The 19,814-nt window shown below is 70.1% G+C and carries 15 protein-coding genes; 9 read left to right on the plus strand and 6 right to left on the minus strand.

The features are described from left to right. Positions 1-334: 334 nt before the first annotated feature. Positions 335-886, minus strand: a complete 552-nt coding sequence (locus ABH920_RS08480; RefSeq protein WP_370348319.1) for a hypothetical protein — start codon at positions 884-886, stop codon at positions 335-337. Between the two features lie 248 nt (positions 887-1,134). Here ABH920_RS08480 and ABH920_RS08485 point away from each other — a divergent pair, with 248 nt between their 5' ends. The 3 genes from ABH920_RS08485 (at position 1,135) to ABH920_RS08495 (ending at position 3,369) form a co-directional block, all read left to right on the plus strand. Next, positions 1,135-1,995 carry an NPCBM/NEW2 domain-containing protein gene (locus ABH920_RS08485; RefSeq protein ID WP_370348320.1) on the plus strand — a complete coding sequence of 287 codons (861 nt, stop codon included), beginning with the start codon at positions 1,135-1,137 and terminating at the stop codon, positions 1,993-1,995. A 35-nt stretch (positions 1,996-2,030) separates the two neighbouring features. Next, complete coding sequence (locus tag ABH920_RS08490) at positions 2,031-2,375, plus strand: hypothetical protein (RefSeq protein ID WP_370348321.1); 345 nt, start codon at positions 2,031-2,033, stop codon at positions 2,373-2,375. Between the two features lie 136 nt (positions 2,376-2,511). Further along, on the plus strand, positions 2,512-3,369 hold the full coding sequence (locus ABH920_RS08495; RefSeq protein ID WP_370348322.1) for an LLM class F420-dependent oxidoreductase: 858 nt from the start codon (positions 2,512-2,514) through the stop codon (positions 3,367-3,369). Positions 3,370-3,382: 13 nt separating this feature from the next. Here ABH920_RS08495 and ABH920_RS08500 read toward each other — a convergent pair whose 3' ends face one another. Further along, positions 3,383-4,750 carry an ROK family protein gene (locus ABH920_RS08500; RefSeq protein ID WP_370348323.1) on the minus strand — a complete coding sequence of 456 codons (1,368 nt, stop codon included), beginning with the start codon at positions 4,748-4,750 and terminating at the stop codon, positions 3,383-3,385. A 209-nt stretch (positions 4,751-4,959) separates the two neighbouring features. On the opposite strand from ABH920_RS08500, the gene ABH920_RS08505 reads away from it, so the two are divergent. After that, positions 4,960-6,867, plus strand: a complete 1,908-nt coding sequence (locus ABH920_RS08505; protein WP_370348324.1) for a ricin-type beta-trefoil lectin domain protein — start codon at positions 4,960-4,962, stop codon at positions 6,865-6,867. 254 nt (positions 6,868-7,121) lie between these two features. Here ABH920_RS08505 and ABH920_RS08510 read toward each other — a convergent pair whose 3' ends face one another. Then, positions 7,122-10,478, minus strand: coding sequence for a hypothetical protein (locus tag ABH920_RS08510; RefSeq protein WP_370348325.1), 3,357 nt, complete (start codon positions 10,476-10,478; stop codon positions 7,122-7,124). 233 nt (positions 10,479-10,711) lie between these two features. On the opposite strand from ABH920_RS08510, the gene ABH920_RS08515 reads away from it, so the two are divergent. Then, positions 10,712-12,502, plus strand: a complete 1,791-nt coding sequence (locus ABH920_RS08515) for an alpha-galactosidase (RefSeq protein WP_370348326.1) — start codon at positions 10,712-10,714, stop codon at positions 12,500-12,502. A gap of 41 nt (positions 12,503-12,543) precedes the next feature. Here the strand turns inward: ABH920_RS08515 and ABH920_RS08520 are convergent, their stop codons facing one another. Both ABH920_RS08520 and ABH920_RS08525 read right to left on the minus strand, forming a co-directional pair. Further along, complete coding sequence (locus ABH920_RS08520) at positions 12,544-13,671, minus strand: alpha/beta fold hydrolase (RefSeq protein ID WP_370348327.1); 1,128 nt, start codon at positions 13,669-13,671, stop codon at positions 12,544-12,546. Between the two features lie 96 nt (positions 13,672-13,767). Continuing rightward, positions 13,768-14,205 carry a MarR family winged helix-turn-helix transcriptional regulator gene (locus ABH920_RS08525; protein ID WP_370348328.1) on the minus strand — a complete coding sequence of 146 codons (438 nt, stop codon included), beginning with the start codon at positions 14,203-14,205 and terminating at the stop codon, positions 13,768-13,770. A 56-nt stretch (positions 14,206-14,261) separates the two neighbouring features. On the opposite strand from ABH920_RS08525, the gene ABH920_RS08530 reads away from it, so the two are divergent. The 4 genes from ABH920_RS08530 to ABH920_RS08545 all read left to right on the plus strand — a co-directional run bounded on the left by ABH920_RS08530 (position 14,262) and on the right by ABH920_RS08545 (position 17,096). Further along, positions 14,262-14,591, plus strand: coding sequence for a multidrug efflux SMR transporter (locus ABH920_RS08530; RefSeq protein ID WP_370348329.1), 330 nt, complete (start codon positions 14,262-14,264; stop codon positions 14,589-14,591). Positions 14,592-14,606: 15 nt separating this feature from the next. Next, the gene (locus ABH920_RS08535; RefSeq protein ID WP_370348330.1) at positions 14,607-14,867 is read left to right on the plus strand and encodes a multidrug efflux SMR transporter; all 261 of its coding nucleotides are present in this window, start codon (positions 14,607-14,609) and stop codon (positions 14,865-14,867) included. A 12-nt stretch (positions 14,868-14,879) separates the two neighbouring features. Continuing rightward, positions 14,880-15,461 (plus strand): TetR/AcrR family transcriptional regulator, encoded by a 582-nt coding sequence (locus ABH920_RS08540; RefSeq protein WP_370348331.1) that lies wholly within the window; start codon positions 14,880-14,882, stop codon positions 15,459-15,461. A gap of 105 nt (positions 15,462-15,566) precedes the next feature. Next, the gene (locus ABH920_RS08545) at positions 15,567-17,096 is read left to right on the plus strand and encodes an alpha/beta fold hydrolase (protein ID WP_370348332.1); all 1,530 of its coding nucleotides are present in this window, start codon (positions 15,567-15,569) and stop codon (positions 17,094-17,096) included. Between the two features lie 30 nt (positions 17,097-17,126). Here the strand turns inward: ABH920_RS08545 and ABH920_RS08550 are convergent, their stop codons facing one another. Next, complete coding sequence (locus ABH920_RS08550; protein WP_370348333.1) at positions 17,127-19,712, minus strand: BTAD domain-containing putative transcriptional regulator; 2,586 nt, start codon at positions 19,710-19,712, stop codon at positions 17,127-17,129. Positions 19,713-19,814: the final 102 nt, after the last annotated feature.

The following is a 19,814-nucleotide window of genomic DNA, read 5'->3' on the forward strand; positions in this document are numbered from 1 at the left end:
GCAGGCGGCGCCCTGGGCTGCGGGCGGCTCGTATGCGGCGGCAGGCAGCAGGGGCGCGGAAGGTGTCGGTTAGTGCGCGGCGGCGCGCCAAAAGGCGGCCTCAAGCTGGCGGCAGGCAAGCGATCGCGGTCGCGACAGGCAGCGGCGCCCTTGCAGCTCGCGAACAGCAGGCGGTAACAACGGCGCGCTGGGAGCAGCGGGCTCGCAGCTCGCGACCGGCGGCTGGCGGCTGGCGGCTGGCGGCTGGCGGGCGATGGTGATTGCGCAGGTATCGGCGTGCTGCGGGCGGCGGATCCTCCGTCGCAGCGACAGAGGATCCGGCCGCAGGCGGGGCTCAGTGGGCGAGCGTGAACACCACCGTTGAGTTCACCGTGGTCTGGCCGGACGGGGTGCCGCAGCCGGGGCCGGTGCCCATGACGGCTCCGTCGATGGAGTCGCCGGCGAACTTGGTGCTGTTCGTCGTCGCCGTGCCGGTGCCGGTGGTGGAGGCGGCGCCCAGGACCGAGACGACGTTGGCCTGGTCGAGGGTGAGGCTGGTGGTTGTGCCGTCGGTCCAGTTGATGGTGTTCGTTGAGGGGTCGCTGTAGGCGATGCCGCTGCACTGGGCTGCCGGCAGGATTGTGGTGCGGGTCATGGTGCCGCGGACTAGGGGTTGGCCGGCGTCGTCGACGCAGGTGATGGTGCCTGTCTGCTGGAGGGTGTCGGCCTGCTGGGCGTTGGTGCCGCCCGGGTCCAGGGGTGAGGTGTAGGTGCCGCTGATGGTCGCGGTGCAGCTCGCCACCAGGACCGGGGAGGCGGTGGTGGCGGCTTGGGCGGCCGGGGCGGCGGCGGTGAGCGCGAGGGCCGCGGCGGCGGTCAGCACGGGGCCGAGGATGGCGGATCTCATCGGGTGGGGTCTCCGGTTCCTGAGTCGGTGCCAGCAAGATCAACTTTGGCGAAGGCTACTGGTCGGGGCGGCTGCGGCGGGTCCGGCGCGCCGGGGTGCGGGGAAAGTCGAAGCACCTGGATATGGCCCTGCGGTAGATCGCGCCGGGCATGGGCGCCCCGCGACCCGCGCCCCATCCCGTCCGTCAGAGAACGACGCCACGGTCGTGCCACCGCGACAACGGACCCGGGATCTCAAAGGAGGACATCATGACCGAGCGGAACCTGACTCCCGGCACCGGATGGGCCAACCCCGCCGGACCGGGGCCCAATCGCCCCGACGATGCGGGCGGGGCTTTGAACCAGGTGAAGAACGCCTGGCGGACGCCCGGCGGCAAGCTGCTCACCATCGCGCCGGCGGTGATCGCGCTGATCGTCGGGATCGTCCTGGGCATGTCCGTCGGCGGCGGAACGAAGACCGTGCACACCGCCACGGCCGGCCCGACCAGCTTCATCACCACGACCGCGACGACCACCGCGGCCGGCGCCGCGCCGTCGTCCGCGACGTCCGCGACGTCCAGCGGCTCGGTCGTGGTGCCCCAGGCGACCGCCCCCGGCACGCCGACCGGGACCACTCCCCCGTCGGCGACCGACAGTTCGCCGAGCCCGAACTCCACCGGGGTCGGTGTCGTACCGCTGGCCGACCTGACGCCGGCCGGCGGGGCCTGGGAGTCGCACAACGCGAACCCCATGATCAACGGCACGCTTCAGCAGTTCTCGGTCATGCAGGACATCGGGGAGTACAACACGGACGGCGACGTGGGCTACAACCTCGGTCGCTACTACACGAAGTTCACCGGCCTGCTCGGGCTTGACGACAACTCGGCCAAGTCCACGATGCATCCGACCGTGGAGATCGACGGCGACGGCGTCAAGATCGCCACCTTCACCCCGACGCTCGGCCACCCGGCGCAGATCAACCTGAACGTCAGCGGCGTTCTGCGGCTCGACATCAAGTACACCAGCCTCGACAACACCGGCTACAACACCATCGGAACCACGCTCATCCTCGGCAACGGCCAGCTGACGACCGTCCCCGGCTACCACCCGCCGCCGCCCACCTCGTCCTGAGTCCGAAACCCCTGCTCCGGAAAGGAATCAGCACCATGGCACGCGAAAACAACCGCTTCATGTTCGACGGCGGCGCCGCCACGTTCTGGGGCACCGCCCTGCTGGCCGGCCTCGTCACGATGTTCACGCTCGGCATCTGCTACCCGTTCGGCGTCGTCCTGATGCAGCGCTGGCAGGCCAAGCACTCGTACATCGACGGCCAGCGCCTGATCTTCACCGGATCGGCCTGGGGCCTGTTCGGCAACTGGCTCAAGTGGTGGTTCTTCACCTGCATCACGCTCGGCATCTACGGGTACTGGGTCATCCCGCGAGTCACCCGCTGGAAGTGGGAGAACACCGAGTTCGACCCCGCGACCCCGGCCGTCACCTACGCGCGGTAGACCGCGCGCGAGCGGCGCGGCTGAGGAATGAGCCCGGCGGAAGCGACGTTGGTCGCTTGCGCCGGGCTCCTCGCGCTTGTCAGGGCTCGTCGAACCCGATCGAGACCCGATCGAGACCCGCCAAGGAGAGTGCCACGTGGAACTGGGTGTGTACGGCCTGAGCGCCAAAGCGACGCTGGGACCCGCCGACACGGCACGACTGGCCCGCCGGGCCGAGGAGCTGGGATACCGCTCGTGGTGGGTGGGCGACCACGTGGTCCTGCCCTCTCCTCGCGTACCGGAGTCCCCGATGGCCCCGGAGGACCCGATCCTCGACCCGCTCCTGCACCTGTCCTACGTGGCCGCGCTCACCGAGCGGATGGAGCTGGGCACCGGCATCGTCATCCTCCCGCAGCGCAATCCGCTGGTCCTGGCCAAGCAGGCGGCCAGCCTGGATGTCCTGTCCGGCGGCCGGCTGCTGCTCGGCGTCGCGCCGGGATACCTGGAGCCGGAGCTCGCGGCGCTCGGCGTCACGCTGGCCGAGCGCGGCGGCCGGACCGACGAGTACCTGGACGCGATGCGCCAGCTCTGGAACGAGCCCGCGCCGGAGTTCCACGGGAAGTACGTCGACTTCGCGAACCTGGTCGCGTATCCACGACCGGTCCAGCCCGGCGGCCCCCGCATCGTGATCGGCGGCCACAGCCCCGCCGCCTATCGCCGCGCGGTCGCCAAGGGCCACGGCTGGATCGGCAACGGCAGCAACCCGGCCGATCTCCAGCAGCACCTGGACGGGTTGGCGAAGGCGGCGCGCGAGGTGGAGCGCCCGGAGTGGCTAGGCCGGCTGGAGATCACCTTCATGCAAGTCAACCCGGTCGAGGTGCGGCCGGAATTCGCGCTGCGCTATGCGGAACTCGGCGTGGACCGGCTGCTGGTGTATCCGCTGCCGTTGGAGGTTCCGGCGGACGTCGAGGCCTTCCTGGAACAGCACGCCGAACTCATCCGGCGATCCGAGTGAATCCGTCCTCAGCTCACTCGTCCCCGCGCCGGCCGCCGTCGGCCAACAGCCGCGCGACCGGCAACGTCGCCGCACCGAGCGCGGTCGCCGAGGGGCCGAGTTCGCCCGGCTCGATGCGCGTGAACTCCTGCAGATAGGGCAGCGCATGCTGCCGCACGACCAGGCGCACCGCCGGCAACAGCGCGTCGCACAGCAACGCGCCCGCCCAGCCGGAGAGGATCACGCGATCCGGTGCGACCAGGTTGATCAGATTGCTGATTCCGACGCCGAGGTACCGGGCCGTCTCGTCCAGCACCGCGCTGGCCGCGGGTTCCTGGTGCTTGACGGCGCGGGCGACGAGTTCGGCCAGATGCGCCTCGACTCCACCGCCGCCGCCACCGCCGCCAGCGCCGACACCGCCGACGCCACCACCGCCGCCAGCGCCGACACCGCCGACTCCAGCGCCGCCGCCGCCACCGCCATCGCCGCCGCCACCACCGACACCACCGCCACCGCCGCTACCGACACCAGCGCCATCGCCGCCACCGCCGTCGAACGGCGCGCTGCCCGGCATCGCCGCATAGCGCGCGAGGATCGCCTCGGCCCCGATGTACGTCTCCAGACAGCCGCGCGCGCCGCAGCGGCACATGGGGCCGTCGAGGTCGACGACCGTGTGTCCCCACTCCATCGTGAAGCTGCGGGCCCGGCCCGCCGGACCGGCCGTCATCGACAGCGCGCCGCCGGCGCCGATCCCCAGCAGAAGCGTCACGGCGCGCTCCGCGCCGCGTGCGGCACCGCGCCAGTTCTCGGCCTGGCCCAGGGCCATCGCGCCGTTGTCGACGTCGGGCGCGAAGCCGAGGCCGGCGCGGAGCAGGCCGGCCAGCGGGACCGCGGACCAGCCGAGGGTCGGTGCGTGGATCACCGATCCGCCGGCGCCCGGGACGCCGATGCCGACGCCGAGCAGGCCGTCCGGCGTGATGCCGGCGCGCGCGGTGACGGCGGCTATCTCGGACAGGATCTGGTCGGCCACCTCGTGCGGCGGGATCTGCGCGGTGGCCACCGCCCGGACCTCGTCGTCGGCGACCGGTTGCAGCGTCCAGTCGAACAGGCCGACCCGGATCTCGGTCTCGCCGATGTCGACGCCGACCACGTGCCCGAAGTCCGGGCGCACGCGCAGCAGCGAGCGCGGCCGGCCGCCGGCCGAGCTCTGCGAGCCGTTCTCGCCGACCAGGCCGTCCGCGATCAGGTCGGAGACCACGTTGCTGATCGTCGCGGCGCTCAGGCCGGAGGCCCGTGCCAGGTCGTTGCGATTGGTGCACTCCCGGAGATACAGCCGTGTCAGGACGTCCGAGCGGTTGTGCCACCGCAGATCACGGGTCGTTCTCTGGGCGCGGGAGGTCACGGCACGGATTCTGCCACGTCACGGCCGCGCGAGGTCGAGTTCGGCTGATCCACACCGGAACGCTTCGGCGGCCGATTGGTTTAGACCCTTGACGAGACCGGGCGGTGAGAGTTCAATCACGTCTTGAACTAAGAAGTGAATAAAAGAGCTGAGACGATCAACCCAGCACACCTCCCCACTCCCCCACGTAGTCCTCAGGCGGTACCCCCATGTCTAAATCGTCACCAGGCTCCACCGCGAGACACCGTGTCCGGCTCCTGATCCGCGCGGTCTCAGCCGCCGCGCTTGTTTCGTCGGGATTCGCGATCGCCGACGCCGCTCCGGCGCACGCCGCGAACGAGGCGGTCAACATCTGGCTGACCACCACGAACGACTCCGGCGGGCGCAACGTCACCCAGGGCCTGCAGCAGCAGGCGCCGATCTCGTTCAACTCCGGCAACGGCGGCGCCGGCCAGGTGGTCACCGTCAACGAGAACACGCACTACCAGCAGTTCACCGGCGCCGGCGCGTCCTTCACGGACACCGCGGCCTGGCTGATGAACAGCAGCGGTGCGCTCAGCTCGTCCACCCGCAACACCCTGATGAACAACTTGTTCAACCCCACGACAGGGATCGGGCTGGACTTCCTGCGCAACCCGATGGGCGCCTCGGACCTCGCCCGGTACAGCTACACGTTCGACGACATGCCCTCGGGGCAGACCGACCCGTCGCTGGCGAACTTCTCCATCGCGCACGACATGGCCGACGTGCTGCCGCTGACCAAGCAGGCGCAGCAGCTCAATCCGGGGCTGAAGGTCATGGCCACGCCGTGGACCGCGCCGCCGTGGATGAAGGACAGCGGCGCGTACAGCCAGGGCTATCTCCAGTCGCAGTACTACTCCGCCTACGCGCAGTACTTCGTTAAGTACATCCAGGCGTACCAGGCTCAGGGCGTCCCGATCAACTTCGTCTCGGTGCAGAACGAGCCCACCTGCTGCTCCGGCTACCCGTCGATGCAGTGGAACGGATCAGGCCTCGACTTCTTCACGGCGAACGACCTGCTGCCGGCGTTCCACGCCGCGGGTCTGTCGACAAAGGTGCTGGCGCTGGACTGGAACCCGGACAGCTACGCCTCGTACGGCGCCCCCACCGTCGACGACGCCACGGTCCGCAACGACCCCAACTTCGGCGGGATCGCGTGGCACGGCTACGAAGGCAGCGTCACCACGCAGACGGACATCCACAATCAGTACCCGAACGTGGACGCCTACGACACCGAGCACTCCGGCGGCACCTGGATCGCCAACCAGCAGCAGGAGGACATGAACAACATCATCGACTACACCCGGAACTGGGGTAAGTCGGTGGTGAAGTGGTCGCTGGCGGTGGACCAGAACATGGGCCCGCACAACGGCGGCTGCGGCACCTGCACCGGTCTGGTCACCGTGCACAACGGCGACTCGCGGTCCGGCCAGGTCGACTACAACATCGAGTACTACGACATGGGGCAGCTGACCAAGTTCGTGAAGCCGGGCGCGTACCGCATCGACTCCACGGCCAACAGCAGCATCCCGAACGTCGCCTGGCAGAACCCGGACGGCTCGAAGGCGCTGGTCGCGTACAACGAGTCGGGCAGCACGCAGACCCTGACGGTCAACTGGGGCAACGAGAACTTCAGCTACTCGCTGCCGGCGCAGACCTCCGCGACCTTCACCTGGAGCGGCACCCAGGGCTCCGGCGGCGGGGGCGGCACGCCCACCGGCCAGATCACCGGCTACGGCGGCAAGTGCGTCGACATCGCCGGCGCCAACTCGGCGAACGGCACCGCGGTCCAGCTGTACGACTGCAACGGGACCGCCGCGCAGCAGTGGACGGTGGCGTCGAACGGCTCGCTGCAGGCCCTGGGCAAGTGCATGGACGTGACCAGCGCCGGCACCGCGAACGGAACGAAGGTGCAGCTGTACGACTGCAACGGCACGGCCGCGCAGCAATGGCAGCACCAAGCCAACGGGGAGCTGGTGAACACCAACTCCGGACGCTGTCTGGACGCCACCGGGCCGAGCTCGGCGAACGGGACCAGGCTGCAGATCTGGGACTGCGCCGACGGTGCGAACCAGCAGTGGAACCTGCCGTCGTGAGCCGAGGGAACTGACGACGGGAAGGGCGGGTCGCGCGCCGGTTTCGGTGGCGCGCGACCCACGCTTGCGGGCGGCGGCAGGCGGCGGGCCTGCCGGCGCTGCGCGGCGGTGAGGGTGGTGGTGGAGGCGGTGGCGAGTGCCTCCACCACCACCACTTCGCTGTAGCCGGCATGACCTGCGCGCAGCGACTCGGACTCATGCGCGGTCCCGCACCCACGACCGCCACCCGCCACCCGCCAGCGAAACCCGCGCCTCTACCGCACAACCACGACAGCGGCGCTCCCCGCCGGCACGTTCACCGTCAGCCAGCGCCCGTGCACCGCGATCGCCTTCGGCACCGGGGCGAACGCCCCGTCGGCGCCGACCGTCGAGCCGGCGATGGTGACGGCCTTCGAGGTGAGCGATGGCGCGGTCAGCACGTACGACTGCCCCGAGGTCGCCGCTGTCGGCAGCGTCACGGTCGCCGTGATCGGCGCCGTCCCCTTGTTGTCGACCACCACGTTGCCGCCGATCGCCCACGCCGACACGCCGCTTCCGCCGCTCACCGAAGCCGTGTGCAGCGTCCCGACACCGGCGAGCTTCCACAGCAGCGCGCCGTAGTACACGCCCTGCACGCCGGTCGGGGTCAGGCCATTGAAGACGATCGGCGAGTAGTTCAGCGTGAACTGGGACGACGTGCCGCCATGGAAGTTCACGCCGTCCCCGCCGTCGGCGGCCAGCCCCTCCATGAAGTCCAGCGACCACAGCGCGGCCGCCTCGACGTCGCTCACGCCGGCGGCGCCGCCGTGGAAGTACGAGTTCGCCTCCGTCATGCGCCAGCGCGGGATGCCGTTCGCGGACTTGGCGCTCGCGATCGCCGCCGCGTCGGTCGCGAAGCTGCTCGGGTTGGCGGCGAGCATCCCGGCGATCGACGCCGTCGTGTTGCTGCCGATGTACATGTGCATCGACAGCATGGCCAGCCCGTTCTTCTTCTCGTCGGCCGCGAACTGCGCGTCCCACGAGCCGTGCCGATACGTCCCCGGCCCGTCGAACACCGCCTGCGGCACCTTGGCGCGGATCGCCGCCACGTAGGTGTTGAACGACGTCTCGTACGCCGCCTCGGTGTCGTAGACGTTCGGCTCGTTCCCGATCTCGAACGCCACGAGGCTGCTCCCCAGCGCATGCGCCGCGAACGCCGCCTCCGACGCGGCGTTGGCAGGCGTGTTCGTCTTGAGGTTGATGCCGTAGATCACCCGCCAGCCGGCCGCCTTGGCGAACGCCGCCAGCTTCGTCACGTCCGCCGGCGCGATCTCCGACGCCGACCCGCCGGCCCCGGCCGCGTTCCAGTTCACGATGTCGACCAGGTTCCCGCCGATCCGGAGGTAACCGGGCCCGAGCAGCCGGAACAGGTTGACGAGGTTGGTGTTGTACGGGTCGAACATCCCGGCGCCGACCCGGTCCTTCTCAAAACTGAACCCTGCGAAACCCGCCCCGACCGACCCGGCGGAGCCCGGATTCACGGCCACGGTCACCGGCACAGACCCCGACAGCGACACCTGGCCGTGAGCGGCGACAGCCTTCGCACCCACCGGCGGCAAAGGAGCCTGCGTCCACCCGAGAACGCTCTGATAAGCAGACTCGATCCCCGCATTCGCCGAAATGGAAGCAGGAACCTGCGACGCCCCACTGATCGTGGTGTTGTGCGCGACCGTGACACCACCGCCGCTGGTGGTTCCAGCGGGATTCTCGAAGTAGTTCCCCTCGACATCCGTCGGGTCATAGGTCGTGGTCTTACCCGGCGCGTAGTCCGTGTGCCGAGAAGCCCACGCCTGAGCATTCGGGTCGTTGTAGACCGCATTCCCCGTGATCGTCTCGAACGTGCAGCCGTTGTCCGTGTAGATGACGTGCCCACTACCGGTCTGGTCGTGGATGTCGTTGCCGGACACGTGCTCGCCAGTGGCCAGCGAACTCCCGGTGATGCCCTGCGTGTAGATGGCGCCGCCGTCGTTCAGCACACCCATGTGGTCGAAGATGAGGTTGTTCGAGATGGCGTTGTCATGCGAGAAGTTCGCCTGCGGCGCCTCCTTCTCCTTGTCCGGCCACCCACCCCACCCCTGCGAGATCGCGGTGTACGGCGTGTGGTCGACCTGGTTGTGGCTGACGCTGTCATGCGCCGTGTATCCGGAATCGATCCCCACACCGCCGCGGAACTCCACCGGAACATTGAAGACGTGATTGTCGGTGACCGAATTACCAGAGGTCTGCGACGCCCCGGTAGCCGTCGGCATGTCCACATTCCCGAGCTGAATCCCGTTCCCGGACACGTCCGTGACCACGTCGCCCTTGACCACGTCGTTCTGCGAGCCGTCGCCGAGCGCCAGCCCGGCCGCGCCGAGGTGCACGAAGGCGTCGCCGGTGAACTGGATGTTCTGGTCGTACGTCAACGAGACGTTCCCGGGAATCTGAGTCCACGCCCCGTAAGGACACGTCCCGAGCTTGTAGCTCGACGGCGGAATGTGGCACAACCCCTGCGCCGCCGCCCCGTTCGCACCGGTCACCTGGTAGTTCGCCTGGATCTCGGAGAAGCCGTCGCTCGTGCCCTGCGTGTGGAACTGCGGCCCGAGCCAGGTGGCGTAGGAGAACTGGATCCCGGAGAAGACCACGTTGTGCAGCGGCGCCGAGGCCGTGCCGCCACCGGTGACCAGGCTCTGCAACACCGGAGCCTCGACGTCGGCGCTGCTCATCGTCTCGCCGGAGCGCGGAACGTAATACAGCTTGCTGTCACCCTGGTCGAGGAACCACTGCCCCGGCGTGTTCGCGCCGAGGAACTGGAAGGCGTTCTCCACGCTCGTCGGCTGCTCGGTGATGGAGCTGCGGCCGACCAGGTTGTAGGCCCGGCCGTCCGGGAACGACCCGGCGCGCGCCGTCGAGTTCGTCCAGCACGGCTGCGCCATGACGACCGCCGAGCCGCTGAACGACGCCACCGGGCACCGCGGTTCGGTCCACGCCCCGAGGCCGCCCCGGTACACGAACTCCAGCTGCGGCTTGGCCCCGCTGGGATTCCGCCACGCGGCCATCGCCGACCCGCCGCCGCTGTAGCCGGTGGAGTCCTGCCCGGTCAGGGAGTTGGGCAGCGACCCGGTGGCGCGCGTCGCGCGGGTGCCGTTGACGTAGAGCTGCCGCGTCTGGAGTCCGGCCGGCGCCTGCGCGACCCAGATCGGGCTGTTGGCGCTCATCCGCTGCCAGCCGGTGATCTGTGCCGACCCGGCCAGGACGGGACGCGCGCCGGTGTCCGCGGTCCAGACCACGTTGTGGCCGTTGGTGCCGGAGTCGGCGGCGGTGAGGGTCAGCGGGCTGGTCATGCGGTAGAAGCCGTCTTCGAGGACGACCGTCACGTCGCCGGTCATGTTCTGGTCCAGCGCACGGACCAGAGTCTGCGCCTTGCCGATCGTCTGGACCGGCGCCGCCGCGGTCCCGGGGTTGCTGTCGCTGCCGGTCGGTGAGACGTAGACCTGGCCGGCGACGGCCGCCGGGGTGCCGGCGCCGGTGCCGGTACTGGCTCGGCCGACCGCGGTCAGGCCCGCGCCGCCGAGCAGGGAGAGGGTCGCCAATCCGGTGATGGTGAGCCGCATTCGGATCAAGGATCTGATACCGAACGGCACAGAACGCTTCGTCATGCGCCGGAGTCAAGCAAACATCCGAGGTTTCGGCAACGAGCGTCGGCATCGGCTTGAGTCGAACAGGCTCTTCTGTGAATCCATCATCGAACCTTGAGATCATTCATCCGACCCTTTACGCCGCGCCGGAATCGCAGTAGCTTGCGCTGCGAAACCGAGTAAACCAACTTTACTAGCAGGAGCCCACGATGAGGCGACGCCCGCGAGGGATCAGAGCCGTCAACAGAACCGGGAACAGAACCGCGAACAGAGCCGGGATCAAGGCGTGGACCGCGGCCGTCGGCCTGGCGGTGGTGGCAGCCCTGCTCCCGCCGCTCGGCACCGCCGCCCCGGCGCACGCCGAGAACAACGGCGTCGGCCTCACCCCGGCGCTCGGCTGGTCCAGCTGGAGCTCCGTCCGCAAGGACCCGACCGCCGCGAAGATCGACGCCCAGGCCGACGCCATGAAGTCCTCCGGACTGGCCGCAGCCGGCTTCCAGTACGTCAACGTCGACGACTTCTGGTACCAGTGCCCGGGAAGTCAGGGCCCGAACGTCGACGCGAACGGCCGCTGGGTCACCGACGCGACCAAGTTCCCGCCCTCCGGCAGCGCCAACGGCATCAAGGCGGCCGCCGACCACGTCCACGCCGACGGCCTGCAGTTCGGCCTCTACGTCACGCCCGGTGTCTCCAAGCAGGCCGTCGCGCAGAACAGCGCGATCCTCGGCACGTCGTACCACGTTCAGGACATCGCCACCACGACCGCGGAGAAGAACTACAACTGCAAGGGCATGGTCGGCATCGACTATTCCAAGCCCGGGGCGCAGGCGTTCATCAACTCCTGGGCCGACGAGTTCGCGGCCTGGGGCGTGGACTACGTGAAGATCGACGGCGTCGGCACCCCCGACGTCCCCGACGTCCAGGCCTGGTCCAAGGCCCTCGTGCAGACCGGGCGCCCGATCCACCTGGAGCTGTCCAACAACCTGGCCATCGGCAGCGCCTCGACCTGGCAGCAGTACGCCAACGGCTGGCGCACCGGCGGCGACATCGAGTGCTACAGCAGCTGCCCCACCGCCGGAACCCTCACCGACTGGGCCCACGTGCAGAGCCGGTTCGGGCAGGTCGCGTCGTGGCAGCCGGACGGCGGACCCGGCGCGTTCAACGACTACGACTCCCTGGAGGTCGGCAACGGCTCGGGCACCGGCCTCACCGACGCCGAGCAGCAGTCGCAGATGAGCCTGTGGGCGCTGGCCGCGAGCCCGCTGATCCTGGGCACCGATCTGACGAGTCTGAACGCCACCGAGCTCGGCTACCTGAAGAACGGTCGCGTCCTGGCTGTCGACCAGGACGCGATCGATGCCTCGCGCATCGTGAACAGCGGCAACCAGCAGGTCTACAGCAAGAAGGAGAAGGACGGCGCCGTCGTCATCGGCCTGTTCAACTACAGCGACACCGGGTCGACCACGGTGAGCGTGCCGCTGTCGGCCGCCGGGACCTCCGGCGGCACCGCGACCGATCTGTGGAGCGGGGCGTCACTGGGGACTGTCAGCGGCACGTACAGCGTCACGCTCGGCCCCGGCGCCGTGAAGCTGATCAAGGTGGTGCCCGGGGGCGGCGGCGGGAGCGTCACGATCGAGGCCGAGGCGGCCGGCAACACGATCGCCGGGGCGGCGCGGGTCGCCACGTGCGCGGCGTGCTCCGGCGGCCACAAGGTCGGCTACATCGGCAACGGCGCCGCAAACTACGTGACGGTCAACGGCATCACCGAGCCCTCGGCCGGCAGCCACACGCTCACGTTCGCCTATCTGGTCAGCGGTACCCGCAGCTTCTCGATCAGCGTCAACGGCGGGCCGGACATCGTGGAGAACCTGACCGGCACCAGCTTCGCCACGCCGGCCACCGCGAGCGTGACGGTGCAGCTCGACGCCGGGGCCAACACCATCAAGTTCCACAACGACACGGCGTACGCGCCGGACCTCGACGCGATCACAGTGAGCTGATCCCGCCGAAGACTCCGCACCCGGCTGCCGATCGTGGGGACTCAGCAGCCGGGTGCGGTTCGGGCCACCAGGGCCTCGACCGAGGCCGCCACCTGCGCCGGATGCGAGATCAGGGACAGGTGGTGGGCACCGGGGATGACGGTCGGCGCCGGTGCCCCGATGTTCGCGGCGACGCTTTCGGGCGCGTCGGCCGCGAACATCGAGTCCTGAGCTCCGAAGGTGACCGCCTTGGGCAGGCACAGCCGCGCGAGTTGGGACAGGCGGGAAGCCGGGAGTCCCGGTCCGCCGACGGTGTCCAGGGTGTCCCAGAGTCCTTGTTCGGCGCCTGCCACCTGGTAGGGCCGGCGGAACCGTTCCACGCCGGCGGCGTCGAGACGTGGACACGACGGTCCGCATTCCGAGGCGTAGATCGTGCGGATGGCCCAGTCCGAGCGCAGCACCAGGTGCAGCACGGAGGTGCGTAGCGGGCCCAGGACCCAGGTGACGCCGGGGCTCGGGATGGGGAGGCCGTCGCCGTCGAGGAACATCAGGCCGCTGTAGGTGCGCGGCGATTCCAACACCGCTTCGGCGGCGACGGCGGCACCGCTGGAATGCGAGACCAGGACCGGGCGGTCGATGTGCAGCGCGGCGACCAGGCCGGTGAGTTGGGCCGCCATGTGTTGCGGGGTGTAGGGCGCGACGCGTTGGCTGTAGCCGGAGCCGGTGAGGTCCAGGGCGTAGACGCGGTGGTCCCGGGCCAGGAGGGTGGCCAGGTTCTGCCAGCTGTCGGAGTCCTCGAAGGCGCCGTGGACCAGGACGATCGGCGAGCCGCTGGTGCCCCAGGTCTCGTAGCGGGTGTGGATGCCGTCGGCGGTGATGTAGGTCAGGCCCGGGGGCGGGGCGACCGTGCCTGCGGTGTAGGCGTTGTAGGGGACGGAGAGCATGGTCAGGGTCACGAAGACGACCGCGACCGTTTTGGCTGCCCGGCGGAGGACGCGGCGGTGCCAGGGGCGGCGGGGCATGTGCACCGTGTGGTGTGGCTCAGGTTCTTGCTGCGCCTGTTCGTACTGCTCCGCGTCATGCTGCTCCGCTACTTGCTGCGCCTCTTCTTGCTGCGCCTCTTCTTGCTGCTCGGCTTCGGGCTGCCCCGCTTCGAGGTCCGCGTCCGCACCCAGTTCATCCGTCGCCATGGTGAGATCGTCGCTTTCGGTGAACTGCTTCGTCATCGGCTCGAAGTCGGACTTCGCGGGTACGTCCAGGAGCGTACGCCGCGGTAACGCGCGGTATTACGCGGCGCTCCGGGCGGCCGCGACGATCGCCGCGTGCGCCGGATCGGCGGCGGCGAGTTCGTCGAGGGCGGCGCTGAGGGTGGCGTCGTAGGTGGTGCGGGCCTCGCGGTAGCGTGCGCGGCCGGCGTCGGTGAGGACGGTGTAGGCGCCGCGCTTGTCGTCCGGACACAGGTCGCGGTAGGTGAACTCGGCGGCGTTGAGGCGGCCGACCAGGCGCGTGACCGAGCTCTGGTTCAGGCCGAGGCGGTCGGCTAGTTCGGTCATGCGCAGCTCGCTCCGCTCGGCCTCGTCGAGGAAGCCGAGGGCGCGGTACTCGGACAGGCCGAGGCCGTGGCGGCGTTGCAGGACGGTGGCCAGTTTGCCCTCGACATGCGCGTGCAGGATCAGCAGGCGGTTCCACGTGTGGGCGTCTGAGCTGGGCTTCGCGGTTTCCACCTGCGATGGCAAGAACTTGCATGTACATGTAACTAAAGCGGAGGGGATTCATTCCGATGGCCTGGGCCTACTTGCTCGTCGCGTCCGTCTTCGAGGTCGTGTTCGCGCTCGCGACCGACGCCACGCACGGGTTCACCGTGCTCGCCCCGTCCCTGCTGACGATCGCCGCGGCCGGGGGCGGGATCTTCTTCCTGAGCCTGGCGCTGAAGACCTTGGACGTCGGGGTCGGCTACACGGTGTGGACCGGGATCGGGTCGGTGGGGACGGTCGTGTTCGGGACCGCGCTGTTCCACGAGGCGGTGACGCCGGCGAAGGTGGTGGCGTTCGTGCTGATCATCGGCGGAGTACTGGGGTTGAAGGTCGCCGACAAACTGGCTGCGGCCTGAGCAAGGAGCTTCGTCATGGCCTGGACCTACCTGCTCATCGCCTCTGTCTTCGAGGTCGCGTTCGCCCTGGGCACCAACGCCACACACGGATTCACCCGCCTATGGCCGTCGGTGTTCACGCTGCTGGCCGCCGCCGGCGGCATCTTCACCCTGAGCCTGGCGCTGCGCACGCTGGATGTGAGCGTCGGCTACACCGCCGAAGGTGGTCGCGTTCGCCGCGATCATCGCCGGGGCGCTGGTGCTGAAGCTGGCTTGACTTTCCCTGTGAGTGAGTGAACACTCACACCCATGGAAAGCGACGCCCCCCGATCCCGGCGACGGTTGTCGACCGCGGAGGTCCGCCGGGAGGAGGTCCTGCGGGCGGCCATCCCGGTCTTCGCTGAGCGCGGATACTACGGGACGCCGACCTCCGAGGTCGCCAAGCGCGCCGGGATCTCGACGTCGTACGTCTTCCGGCTCTTCCCGACCAAGGAAGACCTTTTCGTCGCGGTCCTGGACCACGGCGTCGACCAGATCCTGGCCCGGTTCCGACGTGCCGTCGCCGAGACCTCGGGCGGGGTCGATGAGCTGTTCCAGGCGTTGGGCATGGCCTACGCCGACCTCATGCGCGACCGCGATCTGTTGATGGTGCAGCTGCACGGACAGAGCGCGTGCGACGTGCCGGCCGTCAAGGAGGCGCTGCAGCGGGGCGCGGACCGGGAGATCGAGTTCGTGCGCTCGGTCACCGGCGGAACGCCGGAGCAGGTGCAGCAGTTCATGGCGATCGGCGCGCTCAGCCACCAGATTCTGGCCCTGGACGCCCAACTGTTGGACGCCGCGTGGGCCAAGACCCTGGTCGGCTCGCTTTTCTTCTACTCCCCAGAGGAGTGACCACCCGAACGGGAGCGTTTCGCGCCGGGCCGCCAGCCCGGCTTTCTTTTGCGGTCAGGATTGACTGACCGGTCACACATTCAGTAGCGACAGAGAGAAAGAACGATGAGACTCTTCCCCCGCGCCACCGACATCCGCAGGCCGCGCAGGTACCTCGCGCTGGCAGCCGCCGCGACGGCGGTGGTGGCCGTCGCCATCCCGACTGGCGCGGCCGCCAACTCCTCGGCCACGTCGGCCTTGTCCGCTCTGCCAGCTTCGGCGGACCGGTCGAGCCCGGCGGCGAACATCGCGTGGCAGCCGTGCACCGACCCGGACTTCGCCAGCATGGACTGCGGAACCATGAAGGCCCCCGTCGACTACGCGCACCCCGGCGGGCCGCAGGTCACGCTGTCGCTGGTGCGCCACCGCGCGTCGGACAGCGCGCACCGCATCGGCGCGGTGGTCCTCAACGACGGCGCCGGCGGATCGAGCATCGAGCAGTTCCGTTACGCGCTGCGCTTCGGGCTGGCCCAGACGCCGATGGCCCAGCGGTTCGACGTCATCGCCATGGATCCGCGCGGTGTCGGCCACAGCCAGGGCATCCACTGCACGCGGCCCGCCAAGGCCCCCGGGATCACCGACCTGCCCACCAGCCAGGCCCAGTTCGACGCCTTGGTCGCGAACAACCAGGCCTTCGCGGCCGACTGCCTGAAGGCCAACGGTCCGCTGCTGACCCACATGGACATGGCCAGCACCGCGCGCGACTTCGAGCGGCTGCGCGTCGGCCTGCACGAGACGCAGCTCAACTGGTACGGCATCCAGTACAGCGATCTGCTCGGCCGTACCTACGCCCAGCTGTTCCCCGGCCGCCTGCGCACGATGCTGCTCGACACCGCGCTCGACGACGCCCTGCCGCCGACCGAGCGGCTGGCCACCGAGATGGCCACCGCGGAGCAGGCCTTCGACCGCTTCGCCGGCTGGTGTCACGACACGGTCGCGTGCGCGCTGCACGGTCAGGACGTCGCCGCCGTCTACGACCAGCTCGTCGCCAAGGCCGACCGCACTCCGATCCCCGTCAAGGGCACCGGCCAGAGCCTGACCGGGCAGGACATCCAGGCCGCGACCCAGGACTTCCTGGTCATCAAGTCGGTGACCTGGTCCACGCTCGGCACCGCCATCCAGCAGGCGCTGGCCGGCGACGCCACCGCGTTCACCCATGACGTCGACAAGACCCTCGACCACACTCAGCTGCAGGTCTCCGCCTGCCTGGACCAGCCGCCGGCGGCCACCACGTACGCGGGGCTCGCGCAGTTGGAGATGCTGGCGCGTCAGACCTCGCCGCATCTGGGCGGGCTGGTGCAGTCGTGGACCGACATGACCGGCTGCCTGGGCTGGCCTGTCGCCGCGCGCAGCACGGCGCCGTCGGGCCCGGTGAAGCACGCGCCGCCGGCGTTGATCCTGGAGTCGACGCATCAGACGCTGTCCGCGTACTCCTGGGCCTTCGGGCTGGCGGCCCAGCTGCCGGGGTCGAGTGTGCTGTCCATCGACGGCGACGACTACAGCACCTACATCACCAGCCCTTGCGCGGCGAGCAATGCCAACAGCTACCTCGTCGATCGGACGCTGCCAGCCGCCGGGACGTTGTGCGCGTACTGATCAGGGCGATTCACACCGGCTTACACCGGCCTACACCGGCCCGAAGTGGGGACTGAGCACGCGCGCCAACTCGTCGGCCCGCTCGCGCCAGCCGAGTGCCATGGCCAGGCGGCGGACCGCGACGAGGTTGCCGAGCTCGGTCTCCAGGAGGCGTTCGGCGTGCTCGGGGTTCTTGGCCCGCTTCGTGTACGGGTCCTGTGATGGGGCTTGGGCCTGGCCGGTTTCGAGGATCGCGCACCATTGGGTCGCGGTGTGCAGGTAGTAGTCGATGAGGCGCTCGGAGGCGTGCAGGGTCTCGTCGGGTTCGCCGTCGGCGCTCTGGAGTTCGGCGGCGACGTCGTGGACGAGGTCGTGGAGGTGGTAGCGGCCGGGGGCGCGCTCCTGCAGGAGGTTGGCTTCGAAGAGGCATTCCAGGGCTGATTCGGCGTCGGGCAGGGGCGCGCCGGCGAGGGCGGCGGCCGAGTGGGCGTCGAAGTCGGGGCCCGGATGCAGGCTCAGGAGCCGGAACAGGCGCTTGGGCAGCGGCAGGAGCTGGTGGTAGGACCAGGCGAGGATGGCGGTGACGTCGCGGTCGCCGGCGACCAGGAAGCGGGTCCGGTGCCCGGCCAGCTGCTCGGTGACGCGCTCCACCGGCCAGGTGGCGCGGTCCCGGAGGCGGGCCGCGGCGACCTGGATGGCCAGCGGCAACCGGCCGCAGAGCTCCACGGCCGAGGCCACCGCCTCCGGCTCGGCGCGGGCCCGGTCGGTGCCGATGATGCGGCTGAACAGCGCGATGGCCGAGCCGGGGTTCATCACCTGCAGCGGAATCGGCACGGCGCCCTCCAGCGAGGGCATCCGGCGCCGGCTGGTGATCAGGACGAAGGTCTCGCCGGAGCCGGGAAGCAGGGGCCTGATCTGCGCGGCGTCGCGCGCGTTGTCCAGAAGCACCAGCGCACGGCGGCCGGAGAGCCGGGCCCGCCACAGCGCACTGCGCTCGTCCAAGCCCTCGGGCAGCGTCTCCGGAGCAAGACCGCTGGCGCGCAGCAGCGCCTCGAGCGCCTGCGCCGGCTCGACCGGTTCAGTGACGGCGCAGAAACCGGACAGGTCGACGAAGTAGTGGCCGTCGGGGAAGAGCGGGGCCAGGCGGTGCGCGACGTGCACGGCGAGCGTCGACTTGCCAACACCGCCCATGCCGTCGATGACGGCGACCTGCGGCGCGGGGCCGCCGGCCCGGGCCTGCGCGACCAGGTCCTGGATCTGGCGCTCGCGCCCGATGAACTCGGCGAGATCGCGGGGCAGGAAGGACCGGTCGACGCGGGGCGCGGGGACAGGGGTGGCGGTCGGCGGGACCGGGAGCGGTAATGCTTCGACGGCGCGGACCAGCGGATCGTGGGCGGGCCAGGTCGGGTCGGCGAGGGCGAGCGGGGAGGGGACCGGCGAGCGCCGCTGCTCGGGGCCGGGCCAGGGTCGGAGGTCGGGCGCGATGGCAGCCGGCGGTGCGGATACCGGGGCGGGCGCGGGCAGCGGGCCAGGGCCAGAAGGCTGCTGCTCGGAACCGGGCCACGGCTGGCCGTCCAAGGCGGCGGCAGGCAGCGAGCCAGCACCGTATGGCTGCTGCTCCGGCGAAGGCTGCGGCCGGGCAGCTGGAGGCTGCTGCTCGGAACCGGGCCACGGCTGACCGTCCAAGGCGGCGGCAGGCAGCGAGCCAGCACCATAAGGCTGCTGCTCCGCATCAGGCTGCTGCCGTTCGTCGGGCGCAGCGCCGGCCGGCAGCGGCTCGGGCGCGCCGTGAGCTTTCCGGCCTGGTGCGGGCTGCTGCAACGTTTCAGGCGCAGGCCGTGCCCGTCCGACCGTCACCAACTCCCGCGGCTCCCCCTCGGCCGGCTCTCCCGGTGCCGCCGCGTCGCCGCGCAGCACTCCTTCGTGCGCGCGCCGGAGTTGCGGTCCCGGGTCCAGGCCGAGTTCGTCGGCCAGCATTCGGCGGCCCTGTTCGTACACCGTCAGTGCGTCGGCTTGGCGGCCGGAGGCGTGTAGTGCGCGCATCAGGAGTGCCCGTAGGGATTCGCGGAAGGGGTGTTCGTCGACCAGGGCGGTCAGCTCGCCCAGCGTGGCGGCTGCTTCGCCGAGGCGGAGGCGGATGGCGGTCGCGGCCTCGACCGCGTCGAGGCGTTGCTCGTCCAGGACCGCCGCCGCGTTGGCCAGGCGTGAGTCGCGCAGGCCGGTCAGGGCCGGGCCGCGCCAGAGGGTCAGGCCCTTGTTCAGGGTGCTGAGTGCCTGTTCGTCGTGGCCTTCGGCCAGTGCCTGGCGTGCTTCGGCGGTCGCGGCCTGGAAGCGGTAGGCGTCCACCGCCGACTGCGGGACCGCCAGGCGGTAGCCCGCGCCTTCGGTGGCGACCAGGCCGCCGCCCAGGGCTCGGCGGAGGGTGCCGACCACGTTGTGCACCTGTTGGCGGGCCGATTCCGGCGGGTCGTCCCACAGGACGTCCACGATCCGTTCGTACGGCACCACCGCGTCGGCGTTCACGCTCAGGAGCGCGGCGAGGCGGCAGACGCGGGTGCCGCGCAGCGTCGACTCGCGGCCGTCCAGGCGGATGCGTAGCGGGCCGAGGATCCAGATGTCGAGATCGGGCGCGCCCACGATTCCCCCTCAACTCGATAGACATGCCCGGTCTTCGGCGGGTCTACCACGGCCTACCCCCGAACACCGGCTCTCGATCATCCAGGGTAGCCGAGGAGTAGC

Origin of the sequence: Catenulispora sp. EB89, assembly GCF_041261445.1 — a bacterium.
Taxonomy (GTDB): Bacteria; Actinomycetota; Actinomycetes; order Streptomycetales; family Catenulisporaceae; genus Catenulispora.